Source organism: Amycolatopsis sp. cg9 (assembly GCF_041346945.1).
GTDB lineage: Bacteria > Actinomycetota > Actinomycetes > Mycobacteriales > Pseudonocardiaceae > Amycolatopsis.
This window is the reverse complement of the sequence record NZ_CP166850.1, coordinates 8,820,635-8,847,511: the sequence shown is the minus strand read 5'-3', so window position 1 is coordinate 8,847,511 and position 26,877 is coordinate 8,820,635. Positions and strand designations below refer to the sequence as shown.

The following is a 26,877-nucleotide window of genomic DNA, read 5'->3' as shown; positions in this document are numbered from 1 at the left end:
CCGCAGGAAGTAACCGACATGGGTTTCTCACTTCGTCAATGGCGTCGAAGCACGCTCGCCGCGGTCGCCGCGGGACTCGCGCTGGCCGGGTGCACGGTCGACGACGGCGCGGCCTCCGCCCCCTCGGCGGCGGCGCTCACGGCCGACCAGGCGCTGCACGACCAGCTGCCGCCGGCGGTCAAGGACTCCGGCGTCCTCCGCTTCGCCGGTGACTCGCACCCGCCGTACCGCACCGTCGGCCCGGACGGCAAGACGGTGACCGGCATCGACCACGACTTCCAGCATGCGCTCGGCCAGCTCTTGGGCGTGCGCACGGAAACCACGATCGTCAGCGGTCTGCCGGCCGCGCTGCAGGGCATGCTCAGCGGCCGCTACGAGGCCTTCAACGGACCGGTCAAGGCCACCGCCGAGCGCGAGAAACAGTTCGACACCGTCACCTGGATGACCACTCGCACCTCCTACGTGATCCCCGAAGGCTCCGCCGCGGGCATCAAGCAGACCGCCGACCTCTGCGGCAAGCGCGTCGCGGTGGTCACCGCGAGCGTCGTGGAGGACCAGCTCGCCAAGCTGTCGGCGTACTGCGAGAAGCAGCGGCGCCCGGCCGTGCAGGTGGTCGGGCTCGACGACACGAACGCCACCCTGCTGGCCGCGAAGTCCGGCCGCGCCGAAGCCGCCGGCATGACGCAGGCCGCGGCGATCGACGTGACCACCCAGCAGAAGGGGCAGTACGAGTACGTGACCCAGACCGAGGAGCAGGGCGCCACGAAGGACAACCTCGCGCTCTACACGCCGAAGTCCGGCAAGCTCGGCCCGGTGCTGCAGAAGGCGTTCGAGGAGCTGTTCCGCAACGGCACCTACGCCCGGATCATGAAGCAGTGGGGCCTCGACGACGTCACGGTCCCGCAGCCGCTGTTCGACGCGGCGTCGGCGAAATGACCGCTGTGTCCACTGTGGAGGAGACGGCACCGGCCCGCGACGACGTCGCCGGGGCCCGCGGCCGCTTCCGCCCGCTGCGCTGGCTGTTCGTGCTCGTGCTGGCGGTGCTGGCCGCGCAGCTGGCCGTCTTCCTGGCCGGCAACTCCCGGTTCCAGTGGGACGTCGTGGCGAAGTACCTCTTCGAGAAGAGCGTCATGGCGGGCCTGGGCACCACGGTGCTGCTCGCGGTCGCCGCGATGGTGCTCGGGTCGCTGGCCGGTGGCGTGGTCGCGGCGATGCAGCTGAGCGGGTTCGGGCCCGCCCGGTGGGTGGCGACGCTGTGGGTGGGGCTCTTCCGCGGCATCCCGCCGCTGGTGCAGCTGATCTTCTGGTTCAACCTCGCCTACCTGCTCCCCGAATTGTCGGTCGGGATCCCCTTCGGCCCGGTCTTCGGGACGTGGGACGCCAACACCGTGATCACGCCGCTGACCGCCGCGGTGATCGGCCTGTCGCTCGTGGAGTCGGCCTACCTGGCGGAAATCTTCCGCGCCGGGGTGTCGTCGGTCGACCCCGGCCAGCGCGACGCGGCCCGCGCGATGGGCTACCCGCCGGGCCAGACGCTGCTGAGGATCGTGCTGCCGCAGGCGATGCGGGTGATCATCCCGCCCGCGGGCAGCCAGTTCATCAACGTGCTCAAGGGCACCGCGCTCGTGTCGGTGATCGCGATGTCGGACCTGCTGCACTCGGTGCAGGTGATCTACAACCGCACCTACGAGATCGTGCCGATGCTGCTGGTGGCCTGCTTCTGGTACCTGGTCGTGGTCACCCTCCTGACCGCCGGGCAACGCCGGCTGGAACGCCGGTTCTCGCGCGGCCACCGGAGCGCCCGATGAGCGCGCCGGTGCTGCGGATCAGCGACGTCCGCAAGGAGTTCGGCGCGGTGACCGCGCTGGCCGGGGTCAGCCTCGACGTGCACGAGGGGGAGGCGGTGGTGGTGATCGGGCCGTCGGGATCGGGCAAGTCGACGCTCGTGCGCTGCGCCCACCAGCTCGAGCCGATCGACGGCGGCGCGATGTACCTCGACGGCGAGCTGCTCGGCCACCGCCGCTCGCCGGCCGGCCTGCGCCCGCTGACCGAGCGCCGGATCGCCGCCCAGCGGCGCCGGATGAGCATGGTCTTCCAGCAGTTCAACCTGTTCCCGCAGTTCACCGTGCTGCGCAACGTGACCGACGCGGCGATCCGCGTCCACGGCCGCGATCGGTCCACAGTGGAGCGGGAGGCGCGGGAGCTGCTCGAGCGCATCGGCCTGGCCGGCCGGGAGGACCACTACCCGCGGCAGCTCTCGGGCGGGCAGCAGCAGCGGGTCGCCATCGCCCGTGCCGTCCTGGTCCGGCCCCGGATCATGCTGTTCGACGAGCCGACCAGTGCCCTCGACCCGGAGCTGGTCGACGAGGTGCTGGCCGTGCTCCGCGGCCTCGCCGCCGCGGGCACCACGATGGTCGTGGTCACCCACGAGATGGCGTTCGCGCGCGAGGTGGCCGATCGGTGCGTTTTCATGGAAGCGGGCCGGATCGTCGAGGAGGGCCCGCCGGCCGAGCTGTTCACCCGGCCGCGGACCGACCGGCTGCGCGCCTTCCTGTCCCGCCATCTGTCCGAAAAGGAGGGTGTCTCGTGATCACTGTCGGCGCCGTCGGCGACCTCATCCTGGACGAGCCCGACCCGGAGTTCTTTCTCGCCCCGGCCGCGCCGGTGCTGCGGGCGATGGACCTGGCGATCGGGCACGTCGAAGTCCCGCATTCGACCACCGCGGTCCAGCACAGCACCGACGTCCCCGCGCCACCGGCGGACCCCGCGGCGCTGAAAGCGGTGGCCGGGGCCGGGTTCGAGGTCGTCACGCTCGCGGGCAACCACGTCCTCGACGCCGGGGACGGGGGTCTGGCCGACACCATCGCCTACTCGCGCGAGGCGGGCATGGCGACGGCCGGCGCCGGGGCCAACCTGGCCGAGGCCCGGCGCCCGGCGATGGTGGAGCGCGGCGGCCTGCGCATCGGCGTCCTGTCGTACAACTGCGTCGGCCCGCGCGAATCCTGGGCCACCTCCCGCAAACCCGGCTGCGCGTACGTGCACGTCCTCACCCACTACGAGCTCGACCACGCGAGTCCGGGCGGCCCGCCGAAGATCTACACCTTCGCCGACCCGGACAGCCTGGACGCGATGGCCGACGACGTGCGCCGCCTGCGCGCCGAGGCCGACGTCGTGCTCGTCTCGCTGCACAAGGGCGTCGGCCACACCCCTGTCGCGGTCGCGATGTACGAGAGCCCGGTCGCCCGCGCGGCGGTCGACGCCGGCGCCGACGCGGTGTTCTCCCACCACCCGCACATCATGCGCGGCATCGAGGTCCACAGAGGACGGCCGATCTTCCACGGCCTCGGCAACTTCGCCACCGTCACCCACGCCCTGACCCCGGGCGCCGGTGTCGGCGCGGACGAGCTGCGCGCGTGGGCCGAGCGCCGGACGCAGCTGTACGGCTTCGCGCCCGACCCGGACATGCCGTTCTTCCCGTTCCACCCCGAAAGCCGCAACACCGCCATCGCCTTCTGCCGCTTCGACGAGACCGGGCTGCGCGAAGCGGGCTTCGTCCCCTGCCGGATCGACGACCAGGGCCGTCCGGTGCCGGTCGGCGGTACACCGGAAGGCGAGGCCGTGGCGAAGTACGTCGAGGACATCACCCGCGGCGCGAACCTCAACGGCCGGTTCACCACCCGCGGCACCGAAGTGCTCGTCGCTCTCTCCGAGGGGGTTCCCGCATGACCGACCAGCCACTGGCCGGCCGCACCGTCATCGACCTGACCACCGCGCTCGCCGGGCCGTACGCGACCCTGCTGCTCGCCGGGCTGGGCGCGACCGTGATCAAGGTCGAAAACCCGGCGACCGGCGGGGATTCGTCCCGCAACAACGCGCCCTACGTCGGCCGCGACGGGCTGAACCTCGCCCGCCGGCACGACGACGACCTGTCGGTGTCGATGCTGCTGCGCGGCCGCAACAAGCTCAGCGTCACCCTCGACCTGAAGAACCCGCGGTCCCGCGCGGTGTTCACCGACCTCGTCCGCGACGCCGACGTGCTCGTCGAGAACTACAGCCCGGGCGTCACCGACCGGCTGGGCATCTCCTACGCGCAGGTCCGGGAGCTCAACCCGCGGCTCGTCTACACCTCGATCAGCGGGTTCGGCGCCCAGGGCGGCCCCGGGTCGGGCAAGGCCATGGACTCGATCATCCAGGCGCTCAGCGGCGTGATGCTGACCGCCGGCGAACCCGACGAGGGCCCGGTCCGGTTCGGGCTCCCGATCGGCGACCTGCTGGCGCCGCTGTTCGCCGTGGTCGGCACGGTTTCGGCGCTGTTGCAGGCCGAGCACACCGGCGAGGGCCAGCACGTGGACGTGTCGATGCTCGGCGCGCTGACGTCGCTGGTCGCGTGCGAGCCGTTCGACGCCTTCGACGCGGTCGGCCTGCCGCAGCGCACCGGGTCGATGGTGCCGCGGCTGGCGCCGTTCGGGATCCTGCCGGCGCTCGACGGTCATCTCGCCCTCTGCGCGCCGACCGACGCCTTCGCCCACGGGGTGCTGCGGGCGATCGGCCGGCCCGAGCTGGCCGAGGACGACCGCTACCGGACGCGGGACCAGCGGGTCCGCGCGGCCGACGAGCTGCACGGGTTGATCCGCGAGTGGTGCCGGGTGCGGCCGCTCGCGGAGGTCCTCGCCGCGTTCACCGCCGAGGGCGTACCGGCCGCCGAGGTCCGTGAACCGCGCGACGCGGTGCGGGACCCGCTGGTCCTGGCGCGCGAAGAGGTGGTGCCGCTGCGGCACCCGCGGCACGGCGACGTCGCCGACCTGGCCGGGACCGGCGTGCCGATCCGGTTCTCCGCCGCCCGCGTCGCCCTCGACCGGCCGGCGCCGGGGCTGGGGGAGCACAACGAGCACGTCTACCGCGAACTGCTCGGCTACACCGAAGAGCAGCTGGCGGACCTGGTCGCGGAGGCGGTCATTTGAGCACGCCGGCGGTGGGGTACGTCGGTGCCGACGTCCCGGTCGAGCTGATCACCGCCGCGGGACTGCTGCCGCTGCGGCTGACCGGCCAGCCGGGCGAGGACCACACGCCGGGCGACCGCTACCTCGGCCGAGGCGTCGACCCGGTCGCCCGGTCGATCCTGACGCGGATCCTCGCCGGGGACTACGGACCGCTCGAAGCCATCGTCGTCTCCCGGGACTGCGAAGCGTCGTTGCGGCTGTTCTACGCGCTGCGGGAGCTACACCGCGTCGAGCCGGAGCTGCGGCTGCCGCCGGTGCGGCTGGTGGACGTCCTGCACCTGCCGCACCACACGACCACCCGGTACGTGCACGCGAAGGTCGCGCAGCTGCGCGAGTGGCTCGGGCGCTGGCGGCCGATCGGCGACGACGACCTCGCCGAGGCCATCACCGCGCACGACACCCTGCGGCGGTCGCTCTCCCGCGTCGCCGCGTCGCGCCGGGCGAACCGGCTGAGCGGCGCGCGGTTCCTCGAGGTCGTCGCCGAGACCACCAGGGTGCCGGTCGCGGCCGCCATCGAGCTGGCCGATCGCGTGCTCGCCGACCCTCGCGAGGCCGACGGGGTGCGCCTGTTCCTCACCGGGAGCTCCCACGACCACCCGGGCGTCTACGAAACGTTGGAGCGCAACGGGTTCCTCGTCGTGGGGGAGGACCACGACTGGGGCGAGCTGCTGTTCGCGCGCACCTGCGCGGCACCGACGGAACTCGCGCTGGCCGAGCGGTACCAGTACAACGGCCCGTCCGCGCCCCGCGCGTCCATCGGGCAGCGCGCCGAGCACACCGCCGCGGCCGCCCGCGCGTGCGGCGCGGAGGTCCTGTTCTCCTACGCGCGGGTCCACGACGACGCGCCGCCGTGGGACTTCCCGGAACAGCGGGCCGCGACCGGGGTGCGGGCGGTTCTCGCGGAACGCCAGCCGTACGGCGGACTCACCGAGGACGCTCTCGCGGCGTTGCTCCCGGCGGGGGCGGCGGCATGACGAGCCGGCTGGCGTCGGCGACCACGGCGACCGCGTACCAACGCGAGTGGTTCGCCCGGCTGCGCGCCGAGGGCACGCCACCGGCGTTGGTCAACGCGGACGCGCCCCAGGAGATCTTCCGCGCGATGGGCATCCCGTACGTGGTCAACCAGTGGTGGGCGTCGATCGTCGCCGCGAAACGCCAGACCCAGCGCTACCTCGGCCTGCTGCGCGAACGCGGCTACCCCGACTACATCGAGCAGTACAGCGCCACTTCGCTGGCGTCGGCGTTCGAGACCGATCCCGGCCGGGCACCCTGGGGCGGGCTGCCGACGCCGTCGATCGTGCTCGGCGAGACGACCGGCGACGCGTCCCGCAAGATCTTCGACGTCTGGGCCGCCCAGCCCGGCGTCACCTACTACCCGCTGGAGAGCGCGGCGGAGAACGCGGTCCCCGAGCGGTGGTGGGAGCTGATGCCGCACCGCTGGGAGGAGGCCATCGGCAGCGACCGCCTCGACCTGCTGACCGGCGAGCTGACCGGGCTCATCCGGTTCCTCGAGCAGACCACCGGCCGGGTGTTCTCCGAGACCCGGTTCCGCGAAGTCCTGGACCTGGTCAACGAGCAGCAGGAGTGGAACCGCCGCACCCGCGACCTGATCGCCGCCGCGCGGCCGTGCCCGATCGCCGTCACCGACGGCATCCCGAGCGTCATGGTGCCGCAGTGGCACCGCGGCACCGAGTGGGCCCGCGACGCCGCGCGCGCGTTCCACGACGAGGTGCGCGACCGGATCGACGCCGGTGTCGCGGTCTGCCCCGACGAGCGGCTGCGGCTGATGTGGATCGGCCGCGGGCTGTGGTTCGACCTCGAGTTCTACCAGCGGTTCCAGCGTTCGCACGGCGCGGTGTTCGTGTGGTCGATGTACCTCGCCATCGCCGCGGACGGCTACCTGCGCTACGGCGACGACCCGCTGCGCGCCCTGGCTGCCCGCTTCGCCGCCTTCGGCGACCAGCTCTACACGCCGCCGTGGTCGGCGGAGTGGTACGTCAAGGAAGCCCGCCACCACGGCGTGAACGGCGTGGTGCACCTGGTCTCCGACGACGCCCGCGGCGGCTACTTCACCACCCGCGCCCTGCGCGACGCGGGCATCCCGGTGCTCGAACTGCACGCCGACAACGTCGACGCCCGCACGGGCGCCGACCTGACCGCGCGGATGACCGCGTGGCTCGACGGGTTGACCTGACCGTCCGGAAAGGAGTCCCATGCGATCCCCGCTTCGCCGGCGAAGCCGAAGCGCGCTCTTCGCGACCGCCGTTCTCGGGCTGGCCGCCGCCGGGTGCACGGTGGACGGCGGCTCGCCGGGCCTGGCCACCGGCACGAACCTCCCAGTGGTGCAGTCCTTGCACGACGCACTGCCCCAGGCGGTCAAGGACGCCGGCGTGCTCAGGTTCGCCGGTGACTCCCACCCGCCCTACCGGACGGTCGCGCCGGACGGGACGGTCACCGGGATCGACGCCGACTTCCAGACCGCGATCGGCCAGGTGCTCGGTGTCCGGACGCAGACGATCGTCGTCGCCGGGCTCCCGGCCGCGCTCCAGGGCATGCTGGGCAACCGGTACGACGCGTTCAACGGCCCGGTCAAGGCCACCGCCGAGCGCGAGAAGCAGTTCGACACGATCACCTGGATGACCACCCGCACCGCCTACGTCTTCCCCGCCGGTTCGACGGCCGGCATCGCGCGGGTCGAAGACCTCTGCGGCAAGCGCATCGCGGTGGTGACCGCGAGCGTGGTCGAGGACCAGCTGGGCAAGCTGTCGCGGTTCTGCACGGACAGCAAGCGCCCGGCGACGCGGACCGTCGGCCTCGACGACACCGACGCCACCCTGCTGGCCACCCGCTCGGGCCGCGCGGACGCGGCGGGGATGACCGAGGCCGCGGCGATCGACGTCACGCAGCGGCAAGGCGGGAACAAGTACGTCACCCAGACCGAGGCGCAGGGGGCGACCAAAGACGATCTGGCGTTGTACGTCCCCAAATCGTCCGGGCTGGGCCCGGTGCTGCAGCAGGTGTTCGAAGAGCTTTTCCAGGACGGCACCTACGTCGGGATCATGTCCCGGTGGGGGCTCAACCAGGTGTCGGTTCCGCAGCCGGTGCTCAACGCGGCCACCCGAGGATGAAGGAGCGATTCGTGCGCAGCGCATTCTGGTTCCGGCTCGCCGTGGTCGCCGTCCTGGCGGCCGGGATCCCGGCGACCGCCCACGCGGCGGAAGCCGGTGAGCCCTGCTCGGCCCCGATCGCGGCCGCGAGGTGCGTCGGCGGGCAGCTCGCCGACGGCACGCCGTACTCGTTCGCCGAACCGGTGCGGTGGAACGGTGCCGTGCTGGTGGACCTCGACTTCGCCGCGGGTGGCCTGCCGAGCGCGCTCACCGCGAGCCTGGTGGCGCGCGGGTACGCGGTGGGCGGCACCACGCGCACGGTCAGCGGCTGGCACATCGCGCGGGCCATCGACAACCAGGCCGAAGCCCTCGGCCGCTTCGAAACCGCGTTCGGCCGGGCCCGGTACGCGATCGCCGAAGGCCGCTCGATGGGCGGGATGGTCGCTGCCGGGGTCGCGCAGGTGCACCCGGACCGCTTCGACGCCGCCGTCCCGATGTGCGGTGGCCTCGGCGGCTCGGTGGGGCAGTGGAACCAGAAGCTGGACACGGTGTTCACGCTGAAGACCTTGCTGTTCCGCGACTCGGCCCTGCCGGTGACCGGCATCCCCGCCGACGTCCCCGGAACCCAGCAGCGGTGGCTTTCGGCGGTGACGTCGGCCCAGGCGACGGCGGGCGGCCGGGCGCGGATCGCGCTCGCGGCGGCGATCGGCCAGCTGCCGGGCTGGGGCCTGGCCGCCGACGGCTCGCCGACCCCGGTCCCGGACGCCCGCGACGCCGACGCCGTCGAGCGGGGGATGTACCTGGCGCTCGCGGGCGGCCCGCTGCCCTACCTCGGGCAGGCGGTCAGCAGCCGCCGCGCGATCGAGCAGCTGGCAGGCGGGAACCCGTCGTGGAACATCGGGATCGACTACGTGCGCCAGCTCGCGCTGGCCGCGCCGGAGCAGCAGGACGCCGTCCGCCGGCTGTACGCGCGTGCGGGGCTCGACCTGCGCGCCGACCTCGGCCGGCTGGCGGCCGAACCCCGGGTACCCGCCGATCCGGCCGCCGTCCGGTACCTCGAGCGGGGCATCGTGTTCACCGGCGACCTGCGCATCCCGGTGCTCACCGTCAACGGCACCGGCGACCAGATCTCGACCGTCGCCCAGCAGCAGTCGTACGGCACGCTGGCCCGCCGGGCGGGAAACGCTTCACTGCTGCGGCAGACGTACGTGCAAACGGCCGGGCACTGCACCTTCACCACGGGCGAGCAGCAGGCGGCGATCGACCGGGTGCTGACGCGCCTGCGGACCGGGCATTGGCCGGACACCGCGCCGCCGACGATGAACCACCTGGCGGCGGCCGTCGACGGCGTGCCGGGGCGGTACTTGCCTTACCTGTTGCCGTGGTTCAACCGGATGTACCCCGCGGTCGCCGGGCCGGGGTCCTGACGCGGGTCGCCGGCCGCGCATTCCTCGGCCTCGGCCAGGTATGGAGCCACCGGGCCCAGGGGCAGCAGGCCGCTGGCGGCGCCGGCGTGTTCGGTGCGGACGGCGTGCCGGGGCGGTACCTGCCTTACCTGTTGCCGTGGTTCAACCGGATGTACCCCGCGGTCACCTGGCCGGGGTCCTGACCAGGGTCGCCGGCAGGGCGGCGCGGCGGGGTCACCGGGTGCGGTCCGCGGCCGCGCATTCCTCGGCCTCGGCCAGGTATGGAGCGACCGGGCCCAGGGTCAGCAGGCCGCTGGCGGCGCCGGCATCTTCGGTGCGGGCGTCCCGGAGGGCGGCCGCGGCCTGAGCGGCGGCTCCGTGGTCGCCGAGGCGGGCCGCGGCGCGGGCGGTCAGGCACCACATCGCCTCCTGCAGGTGGTCGTGCGGGGGTTCCGGCACGGCCGCGAGGGCGGTGCGGGCCGCCGCTTCCCGGTCTTGGGCGAGGAGCAGGTGGGGGCGGGCCCAGGGCAGGTACGGGCCCCAGTCGAGGTGCGGGTCGGTGGGCGCGGCGCGGTCGTGCAGCAGGCGCAGTCCCAGGAGCGCGAGCGCGAACAGGCCGCGGTGCAGCCCCGGCATCCCGGCCGTCCGCAGCGCGTCTTCGGCGGCGCGGTACTGCGCCGCGGCCGTGGCGGCGGCCGGGCCGCCGGGTTCGGTGCTGCGGGCGGCCGTCGCCCGGGCGCGGAACCACGCGGTGAGGACGGCGACGAGGGGCGCTTCGGTGGTGGCGGCGAGCTGTTCGGCCGCCGTGGCGTGCGCGGCCGCGGTGTCGAGGTCGCCGCGGGCCGAGGCGGACTGCAAGCGGACGAGCCGGCCGAGCACGGCGAAGTTGGGCAGCTCGTGCCTCGTCGCCAGGTCGAGCAGCTCGGCACCGATCGCGTCGCGCGTGGCCGCGAGCCCGGGACGGGTGAACGACTGCAGGAAGACGCCGTTGAGCGCGAACGCCAGCAGCGCGGGGTCGGCCAGCTCCCGGGCCAGCGCCTCGGCCTGGTGCGCGGCCTGCCGTGCACGCTCGAGTTCGGCTTCGGAGAGGTGGGCGGTACGGCTCTCGACGGCGATCGTGGCCAGGAGCCGGGCTCTGAGATCGGCGGGGCCGAGCCCGGGCAACGTCCGCTCGGCAGCCGCGACGACCGCGCGGGACTGCTCGGGGTCGTCGGCGCGGCTCCAGATGGCGGGCACGTCGTAGGCGCCGATGATCCGGGCCGTCAGGTGGCGATCGCCGGTGCGTTCCGCCGCCTGGATCGCGGTGAGGCGGTCGCGCCGGGAATGGACCAGGGCGTCGCCGCCCGCCAGCGCGAGCGTGCGGGCCAGGTCCACGGTGGTGCGGGGGCCGAGCCGGACAGCGGGGCCGGTCCACGCGGCCGGTGCGCCGGTGAGGATGTCGGCCTCCAGCCGTTGCAGCTCGGCCCCGGGGTCGAGCCCGAGCTGGTCGACGAGCATCGTGCGGGCGCGGCGGAGGGTGGCCAGTGCGTCGGCTTGCCGGCCTTCGCGGTGCAGTGCGCGGGCCAGCAAGCCCCAGGCCGGCTCGCGCCACGGGTGTGCGGCGACGTGGGCGCCGAGCTCGGCGACGAGGTCGGCGCCCTGCCCGGAGTCCAGGATGGTGCGGGCGCGCAGTTCCACCGCCGCCAGCCTCAGCTCCTCCAGCCGGTTCCGCTCGCGCCGCGCCCACGGGGAATCCGGCACGTCGGCGTAGGCGGGCCCGCGCCAAGCCGCGAGGGCCGCGCTGAGCTCGGTGACGTTGCCGGAGCCGCGCCGGGTCCGGGCGAGCGCGTCCTCGAACCAGTGGACGTCCACGTCCGCCCGGGGCAGCCGCAGCGCGTAACCGGGGCCTTCCGTGACGATCACCCGGGGCGGGGTGCGGGGCGGCCGGCCGGGTTCGAGCGCGCGGCGCAGCGCGGCGACGAACGTCCGCAACGCCCCGACCGCGCGGGCCGGCGGCTCGGGCCACAGATCGTCGACGAGGGTGTCGGTGGTGACCAGCCTGCCTTCGGCGGCGACCAGCCGGGCCAGCACCTCGCGGTGGCGGGGGCCGCCCAGCTCGACCGGAGTGCCGTCGTCGCGGAGCGCCCGCACGGCACCGAGCACGTCGATTCGCATGTCCCCATCATCGGGCCCGGCGGCGGGGTGCGCCCGCCCGCGCTGATCGGTTGCTGATCGGCGGCGCACACCCTGGCCGGGTCAAGTTCCCGACCCGGAAGACGGCTTTCGATGACACCCTCCATTCCCGGCTTCGACCACCTCCGCCTGCCCGGCGCCGACGGCGTGGAGCTGGCCGCCGCCGTCGGCGGCAGCGGCAGCCCGGTGGTCCTGCTGCACGGTTTCCCCGAGACGCACCTGATGTGGCGGCACGTCGCCGGGCGGCTCGCCGGCGAGCACCTGGTGATCTGCCCGGACCTGCGCGGCTACGGCGCCAGCGGCAAGCCGGCGGCCACCGGCGAAGAGGTGTACGCCAAGCGCACCATGGCCGCCGACGTCGTGGCCCTGTCGGCGGCGCTCGGGCACGACCGCTTCGCCCTCGTCGGGCACGACCGCGGCGCCCTGGTCGCCTTCCGGGCGGGGCTGGACCACCCCGAGACCATCACGCACCTGGGCATCCTCGACGTCGTGCCGACGCTCGACATGTGGAACGTGCTGCGGGGCGTGCCGGCGGCGGTCGGCTACCACCTGTTCCTGATGGCGCAGCCGCCGGGTTTGCCCGAGACGATGATCGCCAACAGCGCGGACGCCTTCTTCGGTTCGTTCCTCGACGCCTGGGGGAACGATCCGGCCGCGATCCCGGCTGAGGTGCGGGCCGAATACCTGCGGGCGAGCGCCGCGGCCGTGCCGTCGATCGTCGCGGACTACCGGGCTTCGGCGGGCATCGACGTCACGCACGACCAGGCGGACTCGGACGCCGGGTCGCAGCTGGCCATGCCGGTGACCGTCGTCCAGCAGGACTGGGGCGCGCAGCTGGGCTACGACGCCGCGGCGGTGTGGCGGGCGTGGGCGCCGGACCTGGACCACCGGCTGACCCGGGCGGGGCACTTCATGGCCGAGGAGGCACCGGACGAGATCGCGGGGGCGATCCGGGACCTGCTGGCCCGCTGACCGGTCACGGGGACGGCGGCGTCACCGACACGAGGTACTCCACGTCGACGGCCGTGGGGTTGCGGTAGCGGTGGGGCTGGTTCGAGTCGAACGTGATCGACTCGCCCGCCGACACCTCGTGCGTGACGCCGCCGATCTCGACCGCGAGGGTCCCGGCCACGACGTACGCGCATTCCGTGGACGCGTGTCCCCACGGTTCCTCGCTGGTCGCGGTGCCCGGCGGCAGGATCGCGCGCAGCACTTCGAGGTGACCGTTCCCCGGGGTCAGGCGTTCGTACCGGACCAGGCCCCGCGGGCCGGCCAGGGTCGAGCGGTGGCCGGGCCGGCTGATCCAGACCGCCGGGGGAGCGGAGTCGAACAGCGACGCCACCGACTCCCCGAAGACACCCGCCAGCCGCCGCAGCGTGGACAGGCTCGGGTCGGTCACCCCGCGCTCGACCTGGCTGAGCAGGGTGGCCGACAGGCCGGAGCGCGCCGCCAGGTCGCGCAGGCTCAGGCCTTCGCGGGTGCGGAGACGTTTCAGCTGCGAGCCGATGTCCTGCACCGACACTGCACACCTCACCGGGATCACGTGTTGAACATCGAGGAACGCTGGCCTACAGTCCTACCACTGTGCAGTCAGACTGCACAAAGGGAGTGATCATGGCTACGACTCGAGCGCATCGCTGGCTGCTGGTCCTGCCGTTCGTCTGGCAGGTCGGCCTCGTCCCGGTGGTCAACGACGTCCCGTACGCGCCGCTGCACATCCCGTTCCCGATGGTGTGGCAGCTGCTCGGCGTCGTGTTCACCAGCGTCGTCATCGCCGTGGTGTTCCGGCTCGACAAGCGGGCCGGGGTCACCGACGAGGACGACTCATGACGCTCACGATCGCGCTCGTCATCGTGCTGGGCACCGTCGCCGGCGCGCTCGCGTTCGGCAGGCGCGCCACGCCGGACATGACGAACTGGGCGGTGGGCGGGCGCCGGTTCGGCACGCTGCTCTTCTGGTTCATGAACGCCGGCGAGGTGTACACGACCTTCGCCGTGCTCGGCATCTCCGGCTACGCCTGGGCGCTCGGCGCACCCGCGTACCTCGCCTTCACGAGCGTCTCGCTCAGCTACGCCATCGGCTACTGGCTGATGCCGAAGATCTGGCGGGCCGGGCGCCGCGACGGCCTGCTCACCCAGGCCGACTTCTTCGCGAGCCACTACTCGGCGCGCTGGCTCGGGGTGGTCACCGCGGTCGTCGGGATCGCCGCGCTCGTGGTGTACGTGCAGATCCAGCTCGTCAGCCTCAGCCTGATCGTCCGGCTGACGCTGGGCACCGCGGTCCCGCCCGCGCTCGCCGTGGTCATCGGCGCCGTGCTGATGCTCGCCTTCGTGCTGCTGGCCGGCCTGCGGTCGGCGGCGTTTTCGGCCGGGGTCAAGGACGTCCTGATGGTCGTCGTGGTCGTGCTGCTCGCGGCCACCGCCGCGAGCAAGGTCGGCGCCGCCTCGCCGCTGGACGTCTTCCGGATCGCCGAGGCGCAGCACCCCGGCATCGGCAAGTTCCCCGGGCTCGACCCGGCCTCGCCGACGACGTCGGTCTGGCTGATGACCTCGGCGCTGAACGTCGCGCTCGGCAACTGGGTCTTCCCGCACCTGTTCCAGGTGTCCTACTCGGCGAAGTCCGCGACGGCGATCCGGCGCAACGCGATCTGGCAGCCGCTGTACTCGCTGGCCTACTTCTTCATCATCATGCTGGGGTTCGCCGCCCTGCTCGCGAACACCCGGCCCGAAGGCGGCGACCTCAACGGCGCGCTCCTGCAGTTCGTCGCCGACAAGTTCCCGGCCTGGCTGGTCGGCCTCGTCGCGGGGACGGCGTTCCTGCTCGCCCTCGCCCCCGGTTCGGTGCTGCTGCTGACGTCCGGCTCGCTGTTCGCGCGCAACATCGTGCGGCCCTTCAAGCCGGAGCTGTCGGACCGGGCCACGCTGCTGCTGTCGCGGTCTTCCATGGTGGTCTTCGCGGGGATCGCCGTCTGGCTGACGATCGGGCAGCAGAAGTCCCTGGTGGACATCCTGCTGTCGGCGTATTCGGCGATCGGGATGCTCGCGCCGGGCGTGTTCCTCGCGTTCCTGTGGCGGCGGACGTCCGCGGTCGCGGTGCTGCTCGGCATCGCGGCGGGGTTCGTGGCGCTGCTCGCGCCGTTCGCGAAGGACCTCTGGACCGCGCGGCTGCCGGAATGGGAACCGGGGCTGATCGCGCTGGTCGTCAACACCGCCGTGGTCGTCGTGGCGAGCCTGGTGCGGCCGCGCCGGGAAACCCCGGCCGAGGAAAGGGAAACCGTTGCACACTGAGCTGTACGACCTGCGGGTCACCGTGGACCACATCGACGGCCGGCCGGTGTGCGGGATGGCGGTGGGGGACCACTTCGACCTCGTCGACAGCTCGCACCTGAAGATCCCGGCGGGCCGGCACTTCTGCGTCTACGCGCTGCAAGCCGTGCTGCCGCTGTTGCCGGCGAAGCAGCGCGACCTGCCCGAGGGGGACTGGCTCGAGCGCGACAACCTCGTGGCCTGCCCGGATCCGGAGGAACGCCTCGTGATGCGGATCGAGCGGACCGGCCGGTGCCGGCTGGCCACCGGGGACCTGACGTGACCGAGTTCGGCCTGGCGTTCCAGAGCGACAAGCGGCCCGGCGACTACGCCCGGCTGGCGGCCGCCGCCGAAGCGCACGGCTTCGACGTGCTCTCCGTGTTCGGCGACCTGACCTACCAGCCGCCGATCTTCCCGCTGCTGGAGATGGCCGCGGCGACGTCCCGGGTGCGGCTGGGCGCCGCGTGCTGGAACCCCTACACCCTGCACCCGTACGAGATCGCCGGCCAGGTCGCCGCCCTCGACCTGGCTTCGGGCGGCCGGGCCTACCTGGGGCTCGCGCGCGGCAGCTGGCTCGGCGACATCGGCGTCGGGCAACCGCAACCGCTCACGCACCTGCGGGAGGCGGCGGAGTTCATCCGCGCCCTCCTGAAGGGCGAACCCTTCGAGGGCCGGGTGTTCCGCCTCTCGGCCCGGCTGAGCTACGCACCCGAGCGCACCGAGGTGCCGTTGCTGATCGGCACCTGGGGCGCCCGGACGGCGGCGCTGGCCGGCGAACTCGGCGCGGCGGAGGTCAAGATCGGCGGCACCGCCAACCCGGCCGTCGTCGGGGTGATGCGCGAGCGGATCGGCGACCCGGCCGTCGGCATCGTCGTCGGCGCGGTGACGGTGGTGGCCGAGGACGGCGCTCGGGCCCGGGCGCTGGCCCGCACCGAAGTGGCCAAGTACCTGGCCGTCGTCGCCGAGCTCGACCCCACCGCCGAGATCCCCCAGGACCTGCTGCTGGCGGTCAAGACCAAGCTGGCCCACGGCGACGAAACCGGTGCGGGCGCGCTGATCCCGCGCGATCTGCTGTCCCTGTTCGCCTTCGCCGGCACCCCGGACGAAGTCGCGGGGCAAGCCCAGGCGCTCGTCGACGCCGGCGCGGACCGCGTCGAGTTCGGCACGCCCCACGGCCTGGCGGACGACCACGGAGTCCGGCTGCTGGGCGGCGAAGTCCTGCCCGCGCTGCGGTAGGAGCGGCTAGGCTCGTCCACGCCGTGCTCGGTTCCGGGGTGGGAGGATTTGGCCGCATGACGCACCAGACCGCGCACGCGCGGTGTCCAGGAAGGACGGTGAACGGCACCGCGTCGCTCGTCGCCGTGGCACTGCTGACGCTGGCGGGGTGCGCCACGCCGCCGCCGGCCGAGGACCGGTTCCTCCCCGACAAGACCACCGCTCAGTCCGCCGCGGAAGTCGAGGCCAACACCGGCGTCCGGCTCCCCGCCGGGTCGCTGCTGCTGTCGGCGGCCCGGACGTCGCTGTCCGGCGGCCTGGAATCCCGCACCGTCGCCCAGGTCCGGATGCCCGCCGCCGTCCTCGACCGGTTCCTCGCCGACAGCGGCCTCGGTACCCCGAAACCCGGCGAGCGCACCGTCACCGACCAGGACTTCCCCGGCAGCGACACCTGGCACCCCGACAGGGCCACGACGGTGACCGGAACCGGCGACGCCCGCCGCCGGGTCATGATCGCCACCACCAGCCCCGACGTCACCGTCTACCTGGTCGCGACGCAGAGCTGACCGGCCTCGGTCAGGCGCCCGCTTCTTCGAGCCGCGCGACGAGGGCAGCCACCGGTACCGTGGCCAGCGCGACCCGGGTGTCGCTGCTGCCGTACGGCAGCCAGAGCGTGCCGTCGTGGATCAGGCCGCCGCAGGAGTAGACCACGTTGGGGACGTAGCCGTCACGCTCGTCCTCGTCCGGCCGGAGCAGCGGCTCGGGGAGCGCGCCCACGATCCGGGCCGGGTCGGCGAGGTCGAGCAGGAGAGCGCCGATCGCGTAGGTCCGCATCGGGCCGACGCCGTGGGTGAGCACCAGCCAGCCCGCCGGTGTTTCCAGCGGCGAGCCGCAGTTGCCGACCTGCAGCAGTTCCCACGCCGCCGTGGGGCCGTGCAGCGGCACCTCGCCGGACCACGAACGGCCGTCGGACGAGGTCGCCAGGCTCATCGTTTCCCCGTCCCCGCGGCACAACGCGAGGTGGGTGCCGCCGACGGGCCGGGGGAACAGCGCCATCCCCTTGTTGCGGGCCGCCGGTCCGGTGAGGGCGAACGCGCTGAACGACCTCAGGTCGGCGCTTTCCAGCAGCCGGGGCGCCACGGTGGTGCCGTCGTACGCGGTGTAGGTGGCCCGGTAGCCGGTCTCGCCCGTGTCGGCGGTGAAGCGGACGAAGCGGGCGTCTTCCATGCCGTGGCTTTCGGTCGCGCTGACCGGCCACAGCAGCCGTTGCGCGAGATCGGTGCCGTCGGGGAAGCGCACCGTGTAGCCGGCGGCGGCGAGTTCGCGGACGTGCTGGGTCGTGCCGGCCGCCCCGGCGCGTTCGAGCAGGCGGGGGTCGAGCGTCACGAGCGCGTCGTCGAGGTCGTGCTGGCCGAAGGGATCGGGGAGGGTCGCGGTCACGGTGGCGGTGATCTCGTTGTCGCAGCCGTCGTGGTCGAGGGCGGCGCGCAGCCACGAGCGGCGCCAGGAGTCCGGTTGGCGCTCACCCGTGCTCACCGGGCCGGCCCGGGGGTGCCACTGCGCGCGCGTCCCGGGACCCAGGACGCCGGTGGCGAAACCGATCGAAGAGATGTGCCCCTCGCCGATCCCGCGCAGGCTGAGCGCCACGCGCACCTGCCCGGGTGACAGCCCGTCCTGCCTCGGGTGCGCCACCAGGGACGGGTTGCACACCGCGGCCGCCTCGACCGCGTATTCGTGCGTGAAGTACGCGCCGAGGAGCAGCCGGCGCCGCGGGCTGAGGGAGCCGGGGGCGACGAGCCGGTGGCTCATGATCGACGCGTGGTGTTCGAGGACCGAGAGCAGGTCCCGGTGTCGGCCGGAAAAGCCGGTCAGCACACCGTCCAATGTGGAACCGACCGCACCTTCCGGCAGGGCGAGGACACGCGCGATCAGCGCACCGGCCCGCGACCGGGTCTCGGGCGCCTCCTCGCCGGGGACGAACAGCTTCGTCACGACCCGCGTGGGGTCGGCCCGGAACCCGGCCGCGTGCCGGGTCACCAGCGCGGGACCCGCGCCGGTCACACCGCACCGGCGCCGGTCAGCGCGCCGGTCCGCAGCCGCGGGAGCTGGAACGTCGCGAGCATCGCCAGCATCGATTCGGCACCCTGGTTGCGATTGACGCCGTCGGCGCGGAGCCCGTCGCCGCAGCCACCGGTGTCGGGGTCCAGCAACGGCGTGCCGGCGTCGTTGGCGCCCAGGAACCAGGCGCGGGCCAGCTCCACCGCGGCCGGCCAGCGGGTGTCGCCGGTGACGGCGTGGGCCCGGCTGCAGGCCGTCGCGAGCGCGGCCACCTCGATCGGCTGCTGGTCGAACCCCGGCGGGGACTGGTGCCGGGCCCGGCCGCCGGCGGGCACCACCGACAGCCTGCCGTCCCGGGTCTGCCGGTCCACCAGCCAGTCCAGGGCGCGCAGGCCGTCGGCGAGCACGGCGGGGTCGGGCAGCGCTGCGCCGGCGGCGACCAGGACCTCGGCGACCGCGGCGTTGGCGTACTCCAGCCGGGGCTGGGGCCACGGCCAGTCCGGGCCGGGCGGCACCGGCCCGATCGTCGTGACGGCGGCGCGGAGCAACGCCCGCGCCGGCTCGTCCGCCGGGAACCGGGTGAGCACCTCGGCGGCGCCCAGCGCGGCGAACACCATCGCGCGCAGGTCCGGGGACCGGTGGCGGGCTCCGGCGTCGAACAGCAGCCGGGCCTCGGCGCGCAGCCACGCGCGTCCGGCGTGCGCGGCGGTGCTGCCGAGCCCCCACAGCGCGCGGCCCCACCAGTCGCCGAGACCGGGGGCGTCCTGCCAGGCGCGGTCGTAGCCGAGCCGGTTGCGGAAGCGGCCGTGTTCGTGCGCGTGCGCGGTGAAGGCGAAGAGCGTTTCCTGCACCCGGGCCAGCCGCGGGGTCAGGTCCGGCTCACGGCTCAGCACCACCAGGCCGCGAGCGGCGTCGTCCAGGCAGTACCCGTGCTCGCGGCGCGGGATGGCCCCGCACGCGTGCTCGAAGAGACCGACGTCGTCGGACATGCGCAGCAGGTGCCGGTCGTCCAGCATCACGCCACGACCCGCGGCCGCGCGGACACGAGCTCGGCGCCGAGCCGGCTGTACTGCGCGGCCACCGACGCCCAGCCGAGGCTGCGGGCGGCGATCCCGGCGGCGGCGGACATCCGGCCCGCCGCGGCCCGGTCGGTGAGGATCTCCTGCAGCGCTTGCGCGATGGCCGCCGGATCCCGGTGGTCCACGAGCAGCCCCGCGCCGCCGGAGAGCAGCTCGACGGCGTGCGGGAAGCGGGTCGCCACGACCGGGGTCCGCGCGGTGACGGCTTCGATGAGCACCCCGGAGGTGACCTGTTCGCGGGAGTCGTAGGGCAGGAGGACCACTTCCGCGTGCGCCACCAGGCGCCGCAGCGACGCGGCGGCCAGGTAGCGGGCGTCGAACCGGACGCGGTCCAGCACGCCGAGCCGCTCGGTGCGGAGCATCAGCGACCGGCGGTAGCTTTCCCCTTGCTGCGCCTGGACTTTCGGGTGGGTGCGGCCGGCCACCAGGTAGCGCGGCTCCGGCCACTGGGCGGGCAGCAGGGCCATCGCCTCGATGCCCCATTCGATGCCCTTCCCGGGGCCGAGCAGGCCCCACGTCAGGATCTGGCGGTGCTGGCTGTGGTGCGGCACCGCCGCCGCGCCACCGTTTTCGGGGGCACCGTGCGGGATCACCACGAGCCGGCCGGCGGGGACGTCGTAGCCGGCGACGAGCCGGGCGCGCGCAGTCTCGCTCATCACCACGACCGCGGCCGCGGCGGCGAGCACGCCGTTGAGGACCGCGCGCTGGTGCTGGGTCGGCGCGCTGAGCACGGTGTGCAGCACGACGATCGCCGGTGTGTGCAGCAGTTCCAGGACGCGCAGGACGTCTTCGCCGTCCGCGCCGCCGTAGATGCCGTATTCGTGCTGCACGATCGCGACGTCGTCCCGGTCGAGCAGGCTCGCCGCCGCGCGCCGGCTCGCCGGCGAGCCGGCCACCAGGTCGCCGACCACCTCGGGGCCGCCCGCGGGCGCCGCGGACTCGACCGCGCGGACCACCCCGCCCGCGGCACCCGGCGGCAACGCGGCGCGCAGCGAGGCGGTGAACGACGCGAGGCCGCAGAGCGTGGGCGGGTAGGTACTCAGGAGACCGAACGTGATCACGCGGGCCCTTCGGATCGGCGGGGTGGGCGGGGTGGTGCCGTTCGACGGCGGGCGCGTTGCAGCGCTTTCGGTTAGGGCCACGGCGGTCTCCGGGGCGTCGACGCCGGAGGCCGGCTCATCGGTGGTCGCGGCTGCGGATTCCGGGCCTGCCTCGGTGAATTGGTGCCATGCAGTGACCGTGTTCCCCGCGGCGGCCCGGGCCTAGAGTCGTGCGGCACCTCTTCCGGGGTCGTTCGGCCGGCGGGCCGCGCCCGGCAGGCACCGGCGTAGGGTGGGGGTGTCGCCCCGGTCCCCGGCGCATTCGGTGAAGCCTGCCCCGAAGCCGGACGTTCGAGCGGGTCCTGAATTTTTCCCGGCTGCAAAGGAGAATCCGGTATGTCCGAGATCGATGTCGAAACCGGCGTCGCCGTCGCGGAAATCGGCGATCCGGCGGTGGCCACCTGCGCGGTGTGCCCCCATCCCGTGGAATCGCACGACGTGATCGCGCGCCGGTTCTGCGCGGCAACGCAGGCGGGCATCTCCGACCGCGGCTGCGTGTGCGCCGGCGTACCGGAAAAAGCGGCCTCGGCGATGCGGGTCCGGAAATGATCACTACCCGATGAACACGGCAGGAGTACCGGGCATGACGTTCCTGTCGGACAGCACCGCTGGTCCCGTGGTCGGTTCACCGGCCGTCGACCGGCGGCTGCGGCTGAAACCGCCGGGCGCGGTCAAGGGCTGCTTCGACGGCGCCTGGTGGCCGCGCTCGCGGGAGCCGGTGGCGGAATTCAGTGCCCTGGTCACGGCCCTCACCGCGGACTCGGGCCCGGTGGACCGGATCGGCTTCAACCCGGCGATGTGGGACCTGGCCCCGCGGAACCTCGCGCTCGAAACGGGTTCCGTCCGGCTGGCGGGATTCTTCGCCCTGGACCGGCACACGATCGTCGTGATCGGACCGCACATCCACCGCCTGACCCTGCTGGTGGTCCCACCCGCCGCCGATCCGCCCGCGGCGGTGCGAGCGCTGGAAGCGGCCGCCGCACCGGACGCGGCGGGCTCGGCCGCGCAGATCCTGACCGGCAGCGGCGTCCTCGACCCGTCCAGCGGACCGGCTTGAGCGCGGCCCGAGTCCGCGCCGATCTTCAAGGGCGGGCGTCGCGCATCGTCGGTGCGGCCGGGCGTGGGTCGCATCCGTTGCGCGGGCTGCTGGTCCGGTTGCTCGCCGGTGGCGGAGGTCTGCCTCGGTGTGGCCCGCGTCCGCGCCGATCTTCAGGTACGAGCGCCGTGCGTCGTCGGTGCGGCCGGGCGTGGGTGCTCGCCGGTGGCGGAGGTCCCGGGAAGTGGTGACTTCCGGCCATGGCGGTGGGCGCGCTGGTGGGCTTGGCTGAGGAGAGGTCGCCGGCTGACGGCCGTCCGCCTGCACTCCGGGACTGGAAATGCCGCACCGTACGGGCACGGGGACACCCCGGCCGATCGTGGCCGGGGTGGACGGGTCGGCCACCGCCGTGGCGGCGGCGCGGTGGGCGGCGGACGAAGCCCGTCGCGGTGCCCTTCCGCTCCGCTTGGTGCACGCGGTGTCCCAACCGGCGATGGCCCACTCCGCCGCCGCCCTGCCGGCCGAGTTCTCAGCTGCCCTGGAAACGGACGGACGACGCTGGCTCGGCGAGGCGCGGGCCGCGGTCGTCGACGGCCGGCCCGATCTCGCCGTGGAGCTCGACCTGGCGGCCGGTGCTCCGGTCGCGAGCCTGGTCGAAGTGTCCCGTTCCGCCCGGCTGGTCGTCGTGGGATCCGCCGGACTGGGCGGCTTTCCCGGAATCCTCGCCGGCTCCACCGCGGTCGCGCTCGCCACCCGGGGACAGTGCCCGGTGGCGGTGGTCCGAGGCGACCCGGGTTCTCCGGACGGCCCCGTGGTCGTCGGGGTCGACGACTCGGTGAGCAGTGATCTCGCGATCGCGACGGCGTTCGAGGAGGCGGCGGCACGGGGCGCGGACATCGTCGTGGTGCACGCCTGGCTGTGGTTCACCTCCGACAGCGCCTACGCCCACGCCCGGCGGCACCTACCGGCACTGGAGGAGCTAGAGCTCAGCGAACGCGCGTCCTTGGCCGAGCGGCTGGACCGCGCCCGGGAAAACCATCCCGGCGTCGCGGTGCGCACGGTGCTGGCCCGCGACCGCGCGGTGCGGTGCCTGCTGGAGTACTCGGCGGACGCGCAGCTGCTCGTGGTCGGCGGCCAGGGCCGAGGGGGCCTGTCCGGGATGGTGCTCGGGCCGACCAGCCAGGCCTTGCTCTACCACGCGACCTGCCCGTTGCTCGTGGTGCGACCCGCGGTCGCGGACTCGTCGTGAACCACCGGAGGAAGAGGATCGAAATGGAAACTGGTTACGTGTCCCGTTACGAGCAGCGCGTGAAGCTGGTCGAGGACGTGGTGAAGGACAATTCGTCGTTGTCCGGCCCGGAAGCGCACGCACTGGCCGTCCGGCTGCTGCGGACGCTCGAGGAGATTCCCGAACAGGTCCGCTGACCGGCCGGCGACCCGAAAGTGGTCCGCGGCGGGACGTGCTCCCGCCGCGGAGGCCGGCGGCTTTCCGACCGGGGGCCGCCTGGCCGGAGGTGAGGCTGTGCGGGCGCGAGCCCGTTGACCATCGCGCGCGGCGGGAGCGTCCCGCCCATGGAGGTTGTCATGATGATCCTGATCGTCGTCCTGCTGGTGCTCTGGCTGATCGCGGCCGTCATCGGGTTCGCGTTCAAGGGCCTGGTCTGGCTGGCCATCATCGGCGTCGTGCTGTTCGCCGGCACCGCCGCCATCGGGTTCGTCCGGCGCAAGGCGCTTCGCCGCTGACCGCGCTCACCCGTCCTTCGCCGGCGGCCTTGTCACGGGTCGAGAGACTGGCCGGTGGGCAGGGTGAAAGCCGCGTCGGGACGCGCCGCGTTTCAGGCCAGCAGCCGCCGCAGCTGCTCGGGCGTGAGCGCCGCGCGGCGGGCGAGGGTGGGCAGGTCCGCGTGGCGCAGTCCCGGTCGGTGAGCAGGTGGAGGTGGTCGGAGCGGCAGACCGTCACCGGCCGCCAGCCGTCGCAGCCCGGATCGAACTCGTCCACGACCGAGGAGTCCGGAACCAGGGAACCGATCACGCTTCTCGGTGCGATCGCCTGCCCGCAGACGTCGCAAACCGGTCCCGGGCTGTCGAAAACACGTCGTCGTACCGCGTGCACAGCCGCCTCCACGTGTGGGGAAACGCGGTCCGAGCCCCGATCCGGGGTCTGGGGCGTGCAAAAGGCTCGAGTCGTCCTGGTCACGACCTGACCCGCATCGCACACCCGGAGCCGCCGGACGTCGCTTGTTCGTCACATCTTTTCGTTGCGCGGCAACCAGTCGGCCAACCGGCGGATCAGCTCGGAACGGAGGGCTGGTCCTCCGGTGCCACGAGACCGTCGGCGGCGTCCAGCCCGAGGATGGCGAGCAGCGTGGCGCAGTCGCGGGCGTCGTCGGCCGAGGACGCGACCAGGCGGGCACCACGCCGGCGTTGCTCGGCGCTGAGGGCGAACGGGTCCGGCACCCTCGGCGGGGGAACCTTCGGCCGCTTCACCGGCTTCGGGCAACGAAGATCGAGCCGGGCTTCGAGGCCCGCGCGGTGAGCCGGCTGAGCTGTTCCATCATGTCCTCAATGGACTCTCCCGGCGGCGGGCTACACGCCGACCGGAACGCGGTCGTCGGCGGCTTCCCGGTCCGGTGAGCCGGCGAGCAGCGTCTCCGCGCTGTCGTCGTTGCCCCGGTGCGCCGCGGTCATCAGCACGTGCCGCGCGAGCTCGGGGCCGGTCTCGGGCGGGACGACGAGCAGGGTCACCCGGAGCCGGTTCCAGGCTCCGAGCACGGTCACGGTGTCCCGGTGCTGAGAACGGAAGCCCTCGAGCCGGACGTCGCCGCCGTCGAACGCCAGGCGGCGTCCGGTGGGCGGCCACGCCGCGAGGTTGAACGTGACCCGTTCGATCCCCGACAACCGGACGGCCAGCACCGCCAGCAACGACGGCAGTTCGGTGGTCAGGTCCCGGGATGCGGGCCACCACGCGCCGTCGACGTACCCGGTCGCCGGCGCCTTCGGTTTCAACCGGAGCCGCGGCGAGCGTGATGAGAGCTCGCCGGCCGACAACGCGAATCGTGCGGCGGTGGTCATGTGCGGGACCGACTTCATGCCGGCGCTCCCGTCCCCGGCCGCGTGCGCCGGCCGGTCTGGGGTCCGAGGACGACGGGGGTTCGAACACCTCCGTGCGAAATGCTCCCGGACATCTCCAGGGTACACGCACAGCCCCGCAGCACCCGCTTTTCGCGGTATGCTGGGGAGGACAGCGCCGAAGTGCCGAGTCCCCGCTCTTGCGACGACCGCCAGCCGACGACCGGACGTCCGCACCGGGCTCGCGCAGTGTCCGATGTGGCGAGAGCCGGACGGCGACGCCGGGAGCGAACCCATGAAGCTCAGCGCGCTGACCATCCGCCGCGGCCACGACCCCGCACCGGAACCGGTGGTGCTGCTCATGTTCGGCCCGCACGGGACACCGCCGCCCGCGCCGGGCCTGAAGCTGTCGGAGGAGCTGATCGGCCGCACCGCGGTCCTCGCCCTGGACGGCGACTTCGACTTGTACACCGCGCCCGCGGTCGACCGGGCCCTCGACCTGATCCTGCGCCGGTTCCCGCGGCGGCTCGTGGTGGACCTTTCGCAGGTCTGCTTCTTGAATTCGGCGGGAATCGAGGTGTTGCGCGCCGGCCACCGGCGGGCCGCCCCGCGAACCGACCTGCGCATCGTGGCGACCACGCGGCCGACGTGGCGGCCGTTGCAGATCGCGCGGCTGCACGAAACCGTGATCATCCACACCTCGCGCGCGGCCGCCGTGGCAGCTCCCGCCGGCCGGGACGTGTTTCCGCGCCACTCGCTCGATCGCTAGTTGTTGCGGGGCAAGACATCGCCCGCCACAACCGCAAAGTGGAACGCTACGGTCCGCTACACCCAGCTAGTGGTTCTCCACGGTTTCGTGTGCGATCACTTCGTCGGCCAACCCGGCGAGAACCGCGTCCACGGCGGGGCCGAGTTTCTGGACGCAGCCGCAATCCGGCCCGTGGGCGTCACGGTGCCAAGCGAACAAGTACTGCAGGGCCAGCTGGTCGACGCGGAAATCGTGCTCGGCCTCGATCCGGTCGCGGTCGGCCTGCCGGTTCTGCGACAGCAGCAGCAACGGGGCCGCGTAGGCGGCTTGGGTGGAGAAGACGAGATTCAGCAGGATGAACGGGAACGGGTCCCAGCCGCCCGCCCAGGCCAGCAGGTTGAGCCCGATCCACAGCAGGACGATCACGCTCTGCCCGACGATGAACGGCCAGGAGCCGAACGACGCGGTGACCCGGTCGGCGATCCGTTCCCCCGCGGTCCGGTGCTCGTAGCGATGCCGGTTGGCGGGAGACCGGTACTTGCGCCGGGGTTCCGTCCGCGCGCTTTCGGCCCTGGTCGTCAGCGGACCTGCCCACCCTCGGTCTCCCAGCCGTCTTCGGTGGTGTCGCGACGCGGCCTGGGTGCCGCCGTGGCGACCAGCGCGCCGGTCGCGGTCAGGATGTCCGTGGGCCGGTCGGTGTTGCCGCGGCGGGCGGCGGTCATCAGCGCGCGGTGGCCGGACGCGTCCGCCGCCTCCGGCGGGATGACCAGCAGCGTGACGTGGTTCGGTTCCGGGCCGGTGACGGACAGGACGTGGCCGTCCTGGTCGAAGAGGCCGTCGAGCCGCAGGACGTGGCCGCCGATCTCGACCCGCCTCGGGGCACTGTCCCATTCGGACACGGTGTACGCCACCCTGATGAGGTCGCCGAACCGGGCGGTGAGAACCTCGGTCAGCGCGGGCAGTTCCGCCGCGAGGTCGCGCGACCACGGCCACCAGCCGCCGTCGACGTGACCGGCCGGTCCGCCCTGCGGTTTCCACACCAGTCTGGGCGCGGGAAAGCCACCCCGACGCGATCGCGCGGCGGACGTTCTGGTCGTGGTGGGCGATTCCGGCGTCATGCCGCTGTCCCGTCTCGATCGCATTGATCGAAATAAAGGGAATCCGAGGACGGCTCCGGCCCTGCCGCCGGTGCGCGAAATGCTCTCGGTACCCCGGATTCTACACCCGCCGCCGGGCGTCTCGAGCGACCGCCGAACTGCGCCTGCGCGGTCGGTTCAGCGCTGTCCGGGGACCGGTGGTTCGCCGGCGGTCACGGCGATGATGTCCCGGTCGTCGACCCAGTGCACCGAGTCCGCGGGGCCGTCGACGGCGACGATCGGGACGCGGGTGCCGCCGGGGCCGAACTCGGGGCGGCCGGCGAGGGTGCCGGTTCGCGGTGCGCGGGGATCCGGCCCGGCGTAGGTGACGCGCCAGGTGCCGACGGTGAAGGCGATCTGGCGGCGGGGAGTGACGTCGTCCGTCGTCGGCGCGATGGGGTCCGGATTCCCGGCAGTCATCTGTCATCTCCTCGGCCGTGGGTGCG

31 protein-coding genes are annotated in these 26,877 nt (G+C 73.4%); 21 read left to right on the top strand and 10 right to left on the bottom strand.

Annotated features, from left to right (window positions below; genetic code table 11):
- Nucleotides 1-18: 18 nt before the first annotated feature.
- The 9 genes from AB5J73_RS40675 to AB5J73_RS40635 are packed head-to-tail and all read left to right on the top strand — an operon-like array spanning nt 19 to nt 9,534.
- Nucleotides 19-936 (top strand): transporter substrate-binding domain-containing protein, encoded by a 918-nt coding sequence (locus AB5J73_RS40675; RefSeq protein WP_370964327.1) that lies wholly within the window; start codon nt 19-21, stop codon nt 934-936.
- On the top strand, nt 933-1,808 hold the full coding sequence (locus AB5J73_RS40670) for an amino acid ABC transporter permease (RefSeq protein ID WP_370964326.1): 876 nt from the start codon (nt 933-935) through the stop codon (nt 1,806-1,808). The genes AB5J73_RS40675 and AB5J73_RS40670 overlap by 4 nt, the downstream gene beginning before the upstream one ends.
- A complete protein-coding gene (locus tag AB5J73_RS40665) occupies nt 1,805-2,590 on the top strand; it encodes an amino acid ABC transporter ATP-binding protein (RefSeq protein ID WP_370964325.1) in 786 nt (261 codons plus the stop codon). The genes AB5J73_RS40670 and AB5J73_RS40665 overlap by 4 nt, the downstream gene beginning before the upstream one ends.
- Nucleotides 2,587-3,726 carry a CapA family protein gene (locus AB5J73_RS40660; RefSeq protein ID WP_370964324.1) on the top strand — a complete coding sequence of 380 codons (1,140 nt, stop codon included), beginning with the start codon at nt 2,587-2,589 and terminating at the stop codon, nt 3,724-3,726. The genes AB5J73_RS40665 and AB5J73_RS40660 overlap by 4 nt, the downstream gene beginning before the upstream one ends.
- Nucleotides 3,723-4,961 (top strand): CaiB/BaiF CoA transferase family protein, encoded by a 1,239-nt coding sequence (locus AB5J73_RS40655; RefSeq protein WP_370964323.1) that lies wholly within the window; start codon nt 3,723-3,725, stop codon nt 4,959-4,961. Before AB5J73_RS40660 ends, AB5J73_RS40655 begins: the two co-directional genes overlap by 4 nt.
- Nucleotides 4,958-5,974 carry a 2-hydroxyacyl-CoA dehydratase gene (locus AB5J73_RS40650; RefSeq protein WP_370964322.1) on the top strand — a complete coding sequence of 339 codons (1,017 nt, stop codon included), beginning with the start codon at nt 4,958-4,960 and terminating at the stop codon, nt 5,972-5,974. Before AB5J73_RS40655 ends, AB5J73_RS40650 begins: the two co-directional genes overlap by 4 nt.
- Nucleotides 5,971-7,194 carry a 2-hydroxyacyl-CoA dehydratase gene (locus tag AB5J73_RS40645; protein WP_370964321.1) on the top strand — a complete coding sequence of 408 codons (1,224 nt, stop codon included), beginning with the start codon at nt 5,971-5,973 and terminating at the stop codon, nt 7,192-7,194. Before AB5J73_RS40650 ends, AB5J73_RS40645 begins: the two co-directional genes overlap by 4 nt.
- 19 nt (nt 7,195-7,213) lie before the next feature.
- Nucleotides 7,214-8,128, top strand: coding sequence for a transporter substrate-binding domain-containing protein (locus tag AB5J73_RS40640; protein ID WP_370964320.1), 915 nt, complete (start codon nt 7,214-7,216; stop codon nt 8,126-8,128).
- Between the two features lie 11 nt (nt 8,129-8,139).
- The gene (locus AB5J73_RS40635) at nt 8,140-9,534 is read left to right on the top strand and encodes a hypothetical protein (protein ID WP_370964319.1); all 1,395 of its coding nucleotides are present in this window, start codon (nt 8,140-8,142) and stop codon (nt 9,532-9,534) included.
- Nucleotides 9,535-9,747: 213 nt separating this feature from the next.
- On the opposite strand, the gene AB5J73_RS40630 is transcribed toward AB5J73_RS40635, so the two are convergent.
- Nucleotides 9,748-11,667, bottom strand: a complete 1,920-nt coding sequence (locus AB5J73_RS40630) for a BTAD domain-containing putative transcriptional regulator (protein WP_370964318.1) — start codon at nt 11,665-11,667, stop codon at nt 9,748-9,750.
- Nucleotides 11,668-11,778: 111 nt separating this feature from the next.
- Between AB5J73_RS40630 and AB5J73_RS40625 the strand changes: the two genes are divergently transcribed.
- A complete protein-coding gene (locus AB5J73_RS40625) occupies nt 11,779-12,657 on the top strand; it encodes an alpha/beta fold hydrolase (protein ID WP_370964317.1) in 879 nt (292 codons plus the stop codon).
- Nucleotides 12,658-12,661: 4 nt separating this feature from the next.
- Here AB5J73_RS40625 and AB5J73_RS40620 read toward each other — a convergent pair whose 3' ends face one another.
- Nucleotides 12,662-13,207 (bottom strand): helix-turn-helix domain-containing protein, encoded by a 546-nt coding sequence (locus tag AB5J73_RS40620; RefSeq protein ID WP_370964316.1) that lies wholly within the window; start codon nt 13,205-13,207, stop codon nt 12,662-12,664.
- A 92-nt stretch (nt 13,208-13,299) separates the two neighbouring features.
- Here AB5J73_RS40620 and AB5J73_RS40615 point away from each other — a divergent pair, with 92 nt between their 5' ends.
- From AB5J73_RS40615 to AB5J73_RS40595, 5 genes are all read left to right on the top strand, one after another.
- A complete protein-coding gene (locus AB5J73_RS40615) occupies nt 13,300-13,515 on the top strand; it encodes a DUF3311 domain-containing protein (RefSeq protein ID WP_370964315.1) in 216 nt (71 codons plus the stop codon).
- Nucleotides 13,512-14,972 (top strand): sodium:solute symporter, encoded by a 1,461-nt coding sequence (locus tag AB5J73_RS40610; RefSeq protein ID WP_370964314.1) that lies wholly within the window; start codon nt 13,512-13,514, stop codon nt 14,970-14,972. Before AB5J73_RS40615 ends, AB5J73_RS40610 begins: the two co-directional genes overlap by 4 nt.
- Nucleotides 14,962-15,273: a TIGR04076 family protein gene (locus AB5J73_RS40605; protein WP_370964313.1), complete on the top strand. Its 312-nt coding sequence runs from the start codon at nt 14,962-14,964 to the stop codon at nt 15,271-15,273. Before AB5J73_RS40610 ends, AB5J73_RS40605 begins: the two co-directional genes overlap by 11 nt.
- Nucleotides 15,270-16,226, top strand: a complete 957-nt coding sequence (locus AB5J73_RS40600) for an LLM class flavin-dependent oxidoreductase (protein WP_370964312.1) — start codon at nt 15,270-15,272, stop codon at nt 16,224-16,226. The genes AB5J73_RS40605 and AB5J73_RS40600 overlap by 4 nt, the downstream gene beginning before the upstream one ends.
- A 98-nt stretch (nt 16,227-16,324) precedes the next feature.
- Complete coding sequence (locus AB5J73_RS40595; protein WP_370964311.1) at nt 16,325-16,771, top strand: hypothetical protein; 447 nt, start codon at nt 16,325-16,327, stop codon at nt 16,769-16,771.
- 10 nt (nt 16,772-16,781) lie between these two features.
- Here the strand turns inward: AB5J73_RS40595 and AB5J73_RS40590 are convergent, their stop codons facing one another.
- Genes AB5J73_RS40590 through AB5J73_RS40580 form a run of 3 tightly spaced genes read right to left on the bottom strand, consistent with a single transcriptional unit; the run spans nt 16,782 to nt 20,403 of the window.
- Nucleotides 16,782-18,266 (bottom strand): glycoside hydrolase family 130 protein, encoded by a 1,485-nt coding sequence (locus AB5J73_RS40590; RefSeq protein WP_370964310.1) that lies wholly within the window; start codon nt 18,264-18,266, stop codon nt 16,782-16,784.
- Complete coding sequence (locus AB5J73_RS40585; RefSeq protein WP_370964309.1) at nt 18,263-19,282, bottom strand: hypothetical protein; 1,020 nt, start codon at nt 19,280-19,282, stop codon at nt 18,263-18,265. Before AB5J73_RS40585 ends, AB5J73_RS40590 begins: the two co-directional genes overlap by 4 nt.
- Nucleotides 19,279-20,403, bottom strand: coding sequence for a glycosyltransferase (locus AB5J73_RS40580; RefSeq protein WP_370964308.1), 1,125 nt, complete (start codon nt 20,401-20,403; stop codon nt 19,279-19,281). The genes AB5J73_RS40585 and AB5J73_RS40580 overlap by 4 nt, the downstream gene beginning before the upstream one ends.
- 375 nt (nt 20,404-20,778) lie before the next feature.
- Here AB5J73_RS40580 and AB5J73_RS40575 point away from each other — a divergent pair, with 375 nt between their 5' ends.
- The 5 genes from AB5J73_RS40575 to AB5J73_RS40555 all read left to right on the top strand — a co-directional run bounded on the left by AB5J73_RS40575 (nt 20,779) and on the right by AB5J73_RS40555 (nt 23,221).
- Nucleotides 20,779-20,991 carry an RGCVC family protein gene (locus AB5J73_RS40575; protein ID WP_370964307.1) on the top strand — a complete coding sequence of 71 codons (213 nt, stop codon included), beginning with the start codon at nt 20,779-20,781 and terminating at the stop codon, nt 20,989-20,991.
- A 34-nt stretch (nt 20,992-21,025) separates the two neighbouring features.
- Complete coding sequence (locus tag AB5J73_RS40570) at nt 21,026-21,499, top strand: DUF5994 family protein (protein WP_370964306.1); 474 nt, start codon at nt 21,026-21,028, stop codon at nt 21,497-21,499.
- Nucleotides 21,500-21,818: 319 nt separating this feature from the next.
- Nucleotides 21,819-22,727 carry a universal stress protein gene (locus AB5J73_RS40565; RefSeq protein ID WP_370964305.1) on the top strand — a complete coding sequence of 303 codons (909 nt, stop codon included), beginning with the start codon at nt 21,819-21,821 and terminating at the stop codon, nt 22,725-22,727.
- Nucleotides 22,728-22,765: 38 nt separating this feature from the next.
- Nucleotides 22,766-22,903 (top strand): DUF6307 family protein, encoded by a 138-nt coding sequence (locus AB5J73_RS40560; protein WP_370964304.1) that lies wholly within the window; start codon nt 22,766-22,768, stop codon nt 22,901-22,903.
- Nucleotides 22,904-23,062: 159 nt separating this feature from the next.
- Complete coding sequence (locus AB5J73_RS40555; protein ID WP_370964303.1) at nt 23,063-23,221, top strand: hypothetical protein; 159 nt, start codon at nt 23,063-23,065, stop codon at nt 23,219-23,221.
- A gap of 546 nt (nt 23,222-23,767) precedes the next feature.
- On the opposite strand, the gene AB5J73_RS40550 is transcribed toward AB5J73_RS40555, so the two are convergent.
- Both AB5J73_RS40550 and AB5J73_RS40545 read right to left on the bottom strand, forming a co-directional pair.
- Nucleotides 23,768-23,935 (bottom strand): hypothetical protein, encoded by a 168-nt coding sequence (locus AB5J73_RS40550; RefSeq protein ID WP_370964302.1) that lies wholly within the window; start codon nt 23,933-23,935, stop codon nt 23,768-23,770.
- Nucleotides 23,936-24,064: 129 nt separating this feature from the next.
- Nucleotides 24,065-24,568: a DUF5994 family protein gene (locus AB5J73_RS40545; RefSeq protein ID WP_370964301.1), complete on the bottom strand. Its 504-nt coding sequence runs from the start codon at nt 24,566-24,568 to the stop codon at nt 24,065-24,067.
- A 274-nt stretch (nt 24,569-24,842) separates the two neighbouring features.
- Here AB5J73_RS40545 and AB5J73_RS40540 point away from each other — a divergent pair, with 274 nt between their 5' ends.
- Nucleotides 24,843-25,316: an STAS domain-containing protein gene (locus AB5J73_RS40540; protein WP_370964300.1), complete on the top strand. Its 474-nt coding sequence runs from the start codon at nt 24,843-24,845 to the stop codon at nt 25,314-25,316.
- A 66-nt stretch (nt 25,317-25,382) separates the two neighbouring features.
- On the opposite strand, the gene AB5J73_RS40535 is transcribed toward AB5J73_RS40540, so the two are convergent.
- The 3 genes from AB5J73_RS40535 to AB5J73_RS40525 form a co-directional block, all read right to left on the bottom strand.
- Nucleotides 25,383-25,778, bottom strand: coding sequence for a DUF1003 domain-containing protein (locus AB5J73_RS40535; protein WP_370973474.1), 396 nt, complete (start codon nt 25,776-25,778; stop codon nt 25,383-25,385).
- A gap of 95 nt (nt 25,779-25,873) precedes the next feature.
- The gene (locus AB5J73_RS40530) at nt 25,874-26,335 is read right to left on the bottom strand and encodes a DUF5994 family protein (RefSeq protein WP_370964299.1); all 462 of its coding nucleotides are present in this window, start codon (nt 26,333-26,335) and stop codon (nt 25,874-25,876) included.
- Between the two features lie 234 nt (nt 26,336-26,569).
- Complete coding sequence (locus tag AB5J73_RS40525; RefSeq protein WP_370964298.1) at nt 26,570-26,851, bottom strand: hypothetical protein; 282 nt, start codon at nt 26,849-26,851, stop codon at nt 26,570-26,572.
- Nucleotides 26,852-26,877: the final 26 nt, after the last annotated feature.

Bases quoted from the DNA above. Each gene is read 5' to 3' on its own strand.
- AB5J73_RS40675 (WP_370964327.1), top strand. From the start codon at position 19: ATGGGTTTCTCACTTCGTCAATGGCGTCGAAGCACGCTCGCCGCGGTC.
- AB5J73_RS40670 (WP_370964326.1), top strand. From the start codon at position 933: ATGACCGCTGTGTCCACTGTGGAGGAGACGGCACCGGCCCGCGACGAC.
- AB5J73_RS40665 (WP_370964325.1), top strand. From the start codon at position 1,805: ATGAGCGCGCCGGTGCTGCGGATCAGCGACGTCCGCAAGGAGTTCGGC.
- AB5J73_RS40655 (WP_370964323.1), top strand. From the start codon at position 3,723: ATGACCGACCAGCCACTGGCCGGCCGCACCGTCATCGACCTGACCACC.
- AB5J73_RS40645 (WP_370964321.1), top strand. From the start codon at position 5,971: ATGACGAGCCGGCTGGCGTCGGCGACCACGGCGACCGCGTACCAACGC.
- AB5J73_RS40640 (WP_370964320.1), top strand. From the start codon at position 7,214: ATGCGATCCCCGCTTCGCCGGCGAAGCCGAAGCGCGCTCTTCGCGACC.
- AB5J73_RS40630 (WP_370964318.1), bottom strand. From the start codon at position 11,667: ATGCGAATCGACGTGCTCGGTGCCGTGCGGGCGCTCCGCGACGACGGC.
- AB5J73_RS40625 (WP_370964317.1), top strand. From the start codon at position 11,779: ATGACACCCTCCATTCCCGGCTTCGACCACCTCCGCCTGCCCGGCGCC.
- AB5J73_RS40615 (WP_370964315.1), top strand. From the start codon at position 13,300: ATGGCTACGACTCGAGCGCATCGCTGGCTGCTGGTCCTGCCGTTCGTC.
- AB5J73_RS40610 (WP_370964314.1), top strand. From the start codon at position 13,512: ATGACGCTCACGATCGCGCTCGTCATCGTGCTGGGCACCGTCGCCGGC.
- AB5J73_RS40575 (WP_370964307.1), top strand. From the start codon at position 20,779: ATGTCCGAGATCGATGTCGAAACCGGCGTCGCCGTCGCGGAAATCGGC.
- AB5J73_RS40570 (WP_370964306.1), top strand. From the start codon at position 21,026: ATGACGTTCCTGTCGGACAGCACCGCTGGTCCCGTGGTCGGTTCACCG.
- AB5J73_RS40565 (WP_370964305.1), top strand. From the start codon at position 21,819: ATGCCGCACCGTACGGGCACGGGGACACCCCGGCCGATCGTGGCCGGG.
- AB5J73_RS40555 (WP_370964303.1), top strand. From the start codon at position 23,063: ATGATGATCCTGATCGTCGTCCTGCTGGTGCTCTGGCTGATCGCGGCC.
- AB5J73_RS40545 (WP_370964301.1), bottom strand. From the start codon at position 24,568: ATGAAGTCGGTCCCGCACATGACCACCGCCGCACGATTCGCGTTGTCG.
- AB5J73_RS40540 (WP_370964300.1), top strand. From the start codon at position 24,843: ATGAAGCTCAGCGCGCTGACCATCCGCCGCGGCCACGACCCCGCACCG.
- AB5J73_RS40525 (WP_370964298.1), bottom strand. From the start codon at position 26,851: ATGACTGCCGGGAATCCGGACCCCATCGCGCCGACGACGGACGACGTC.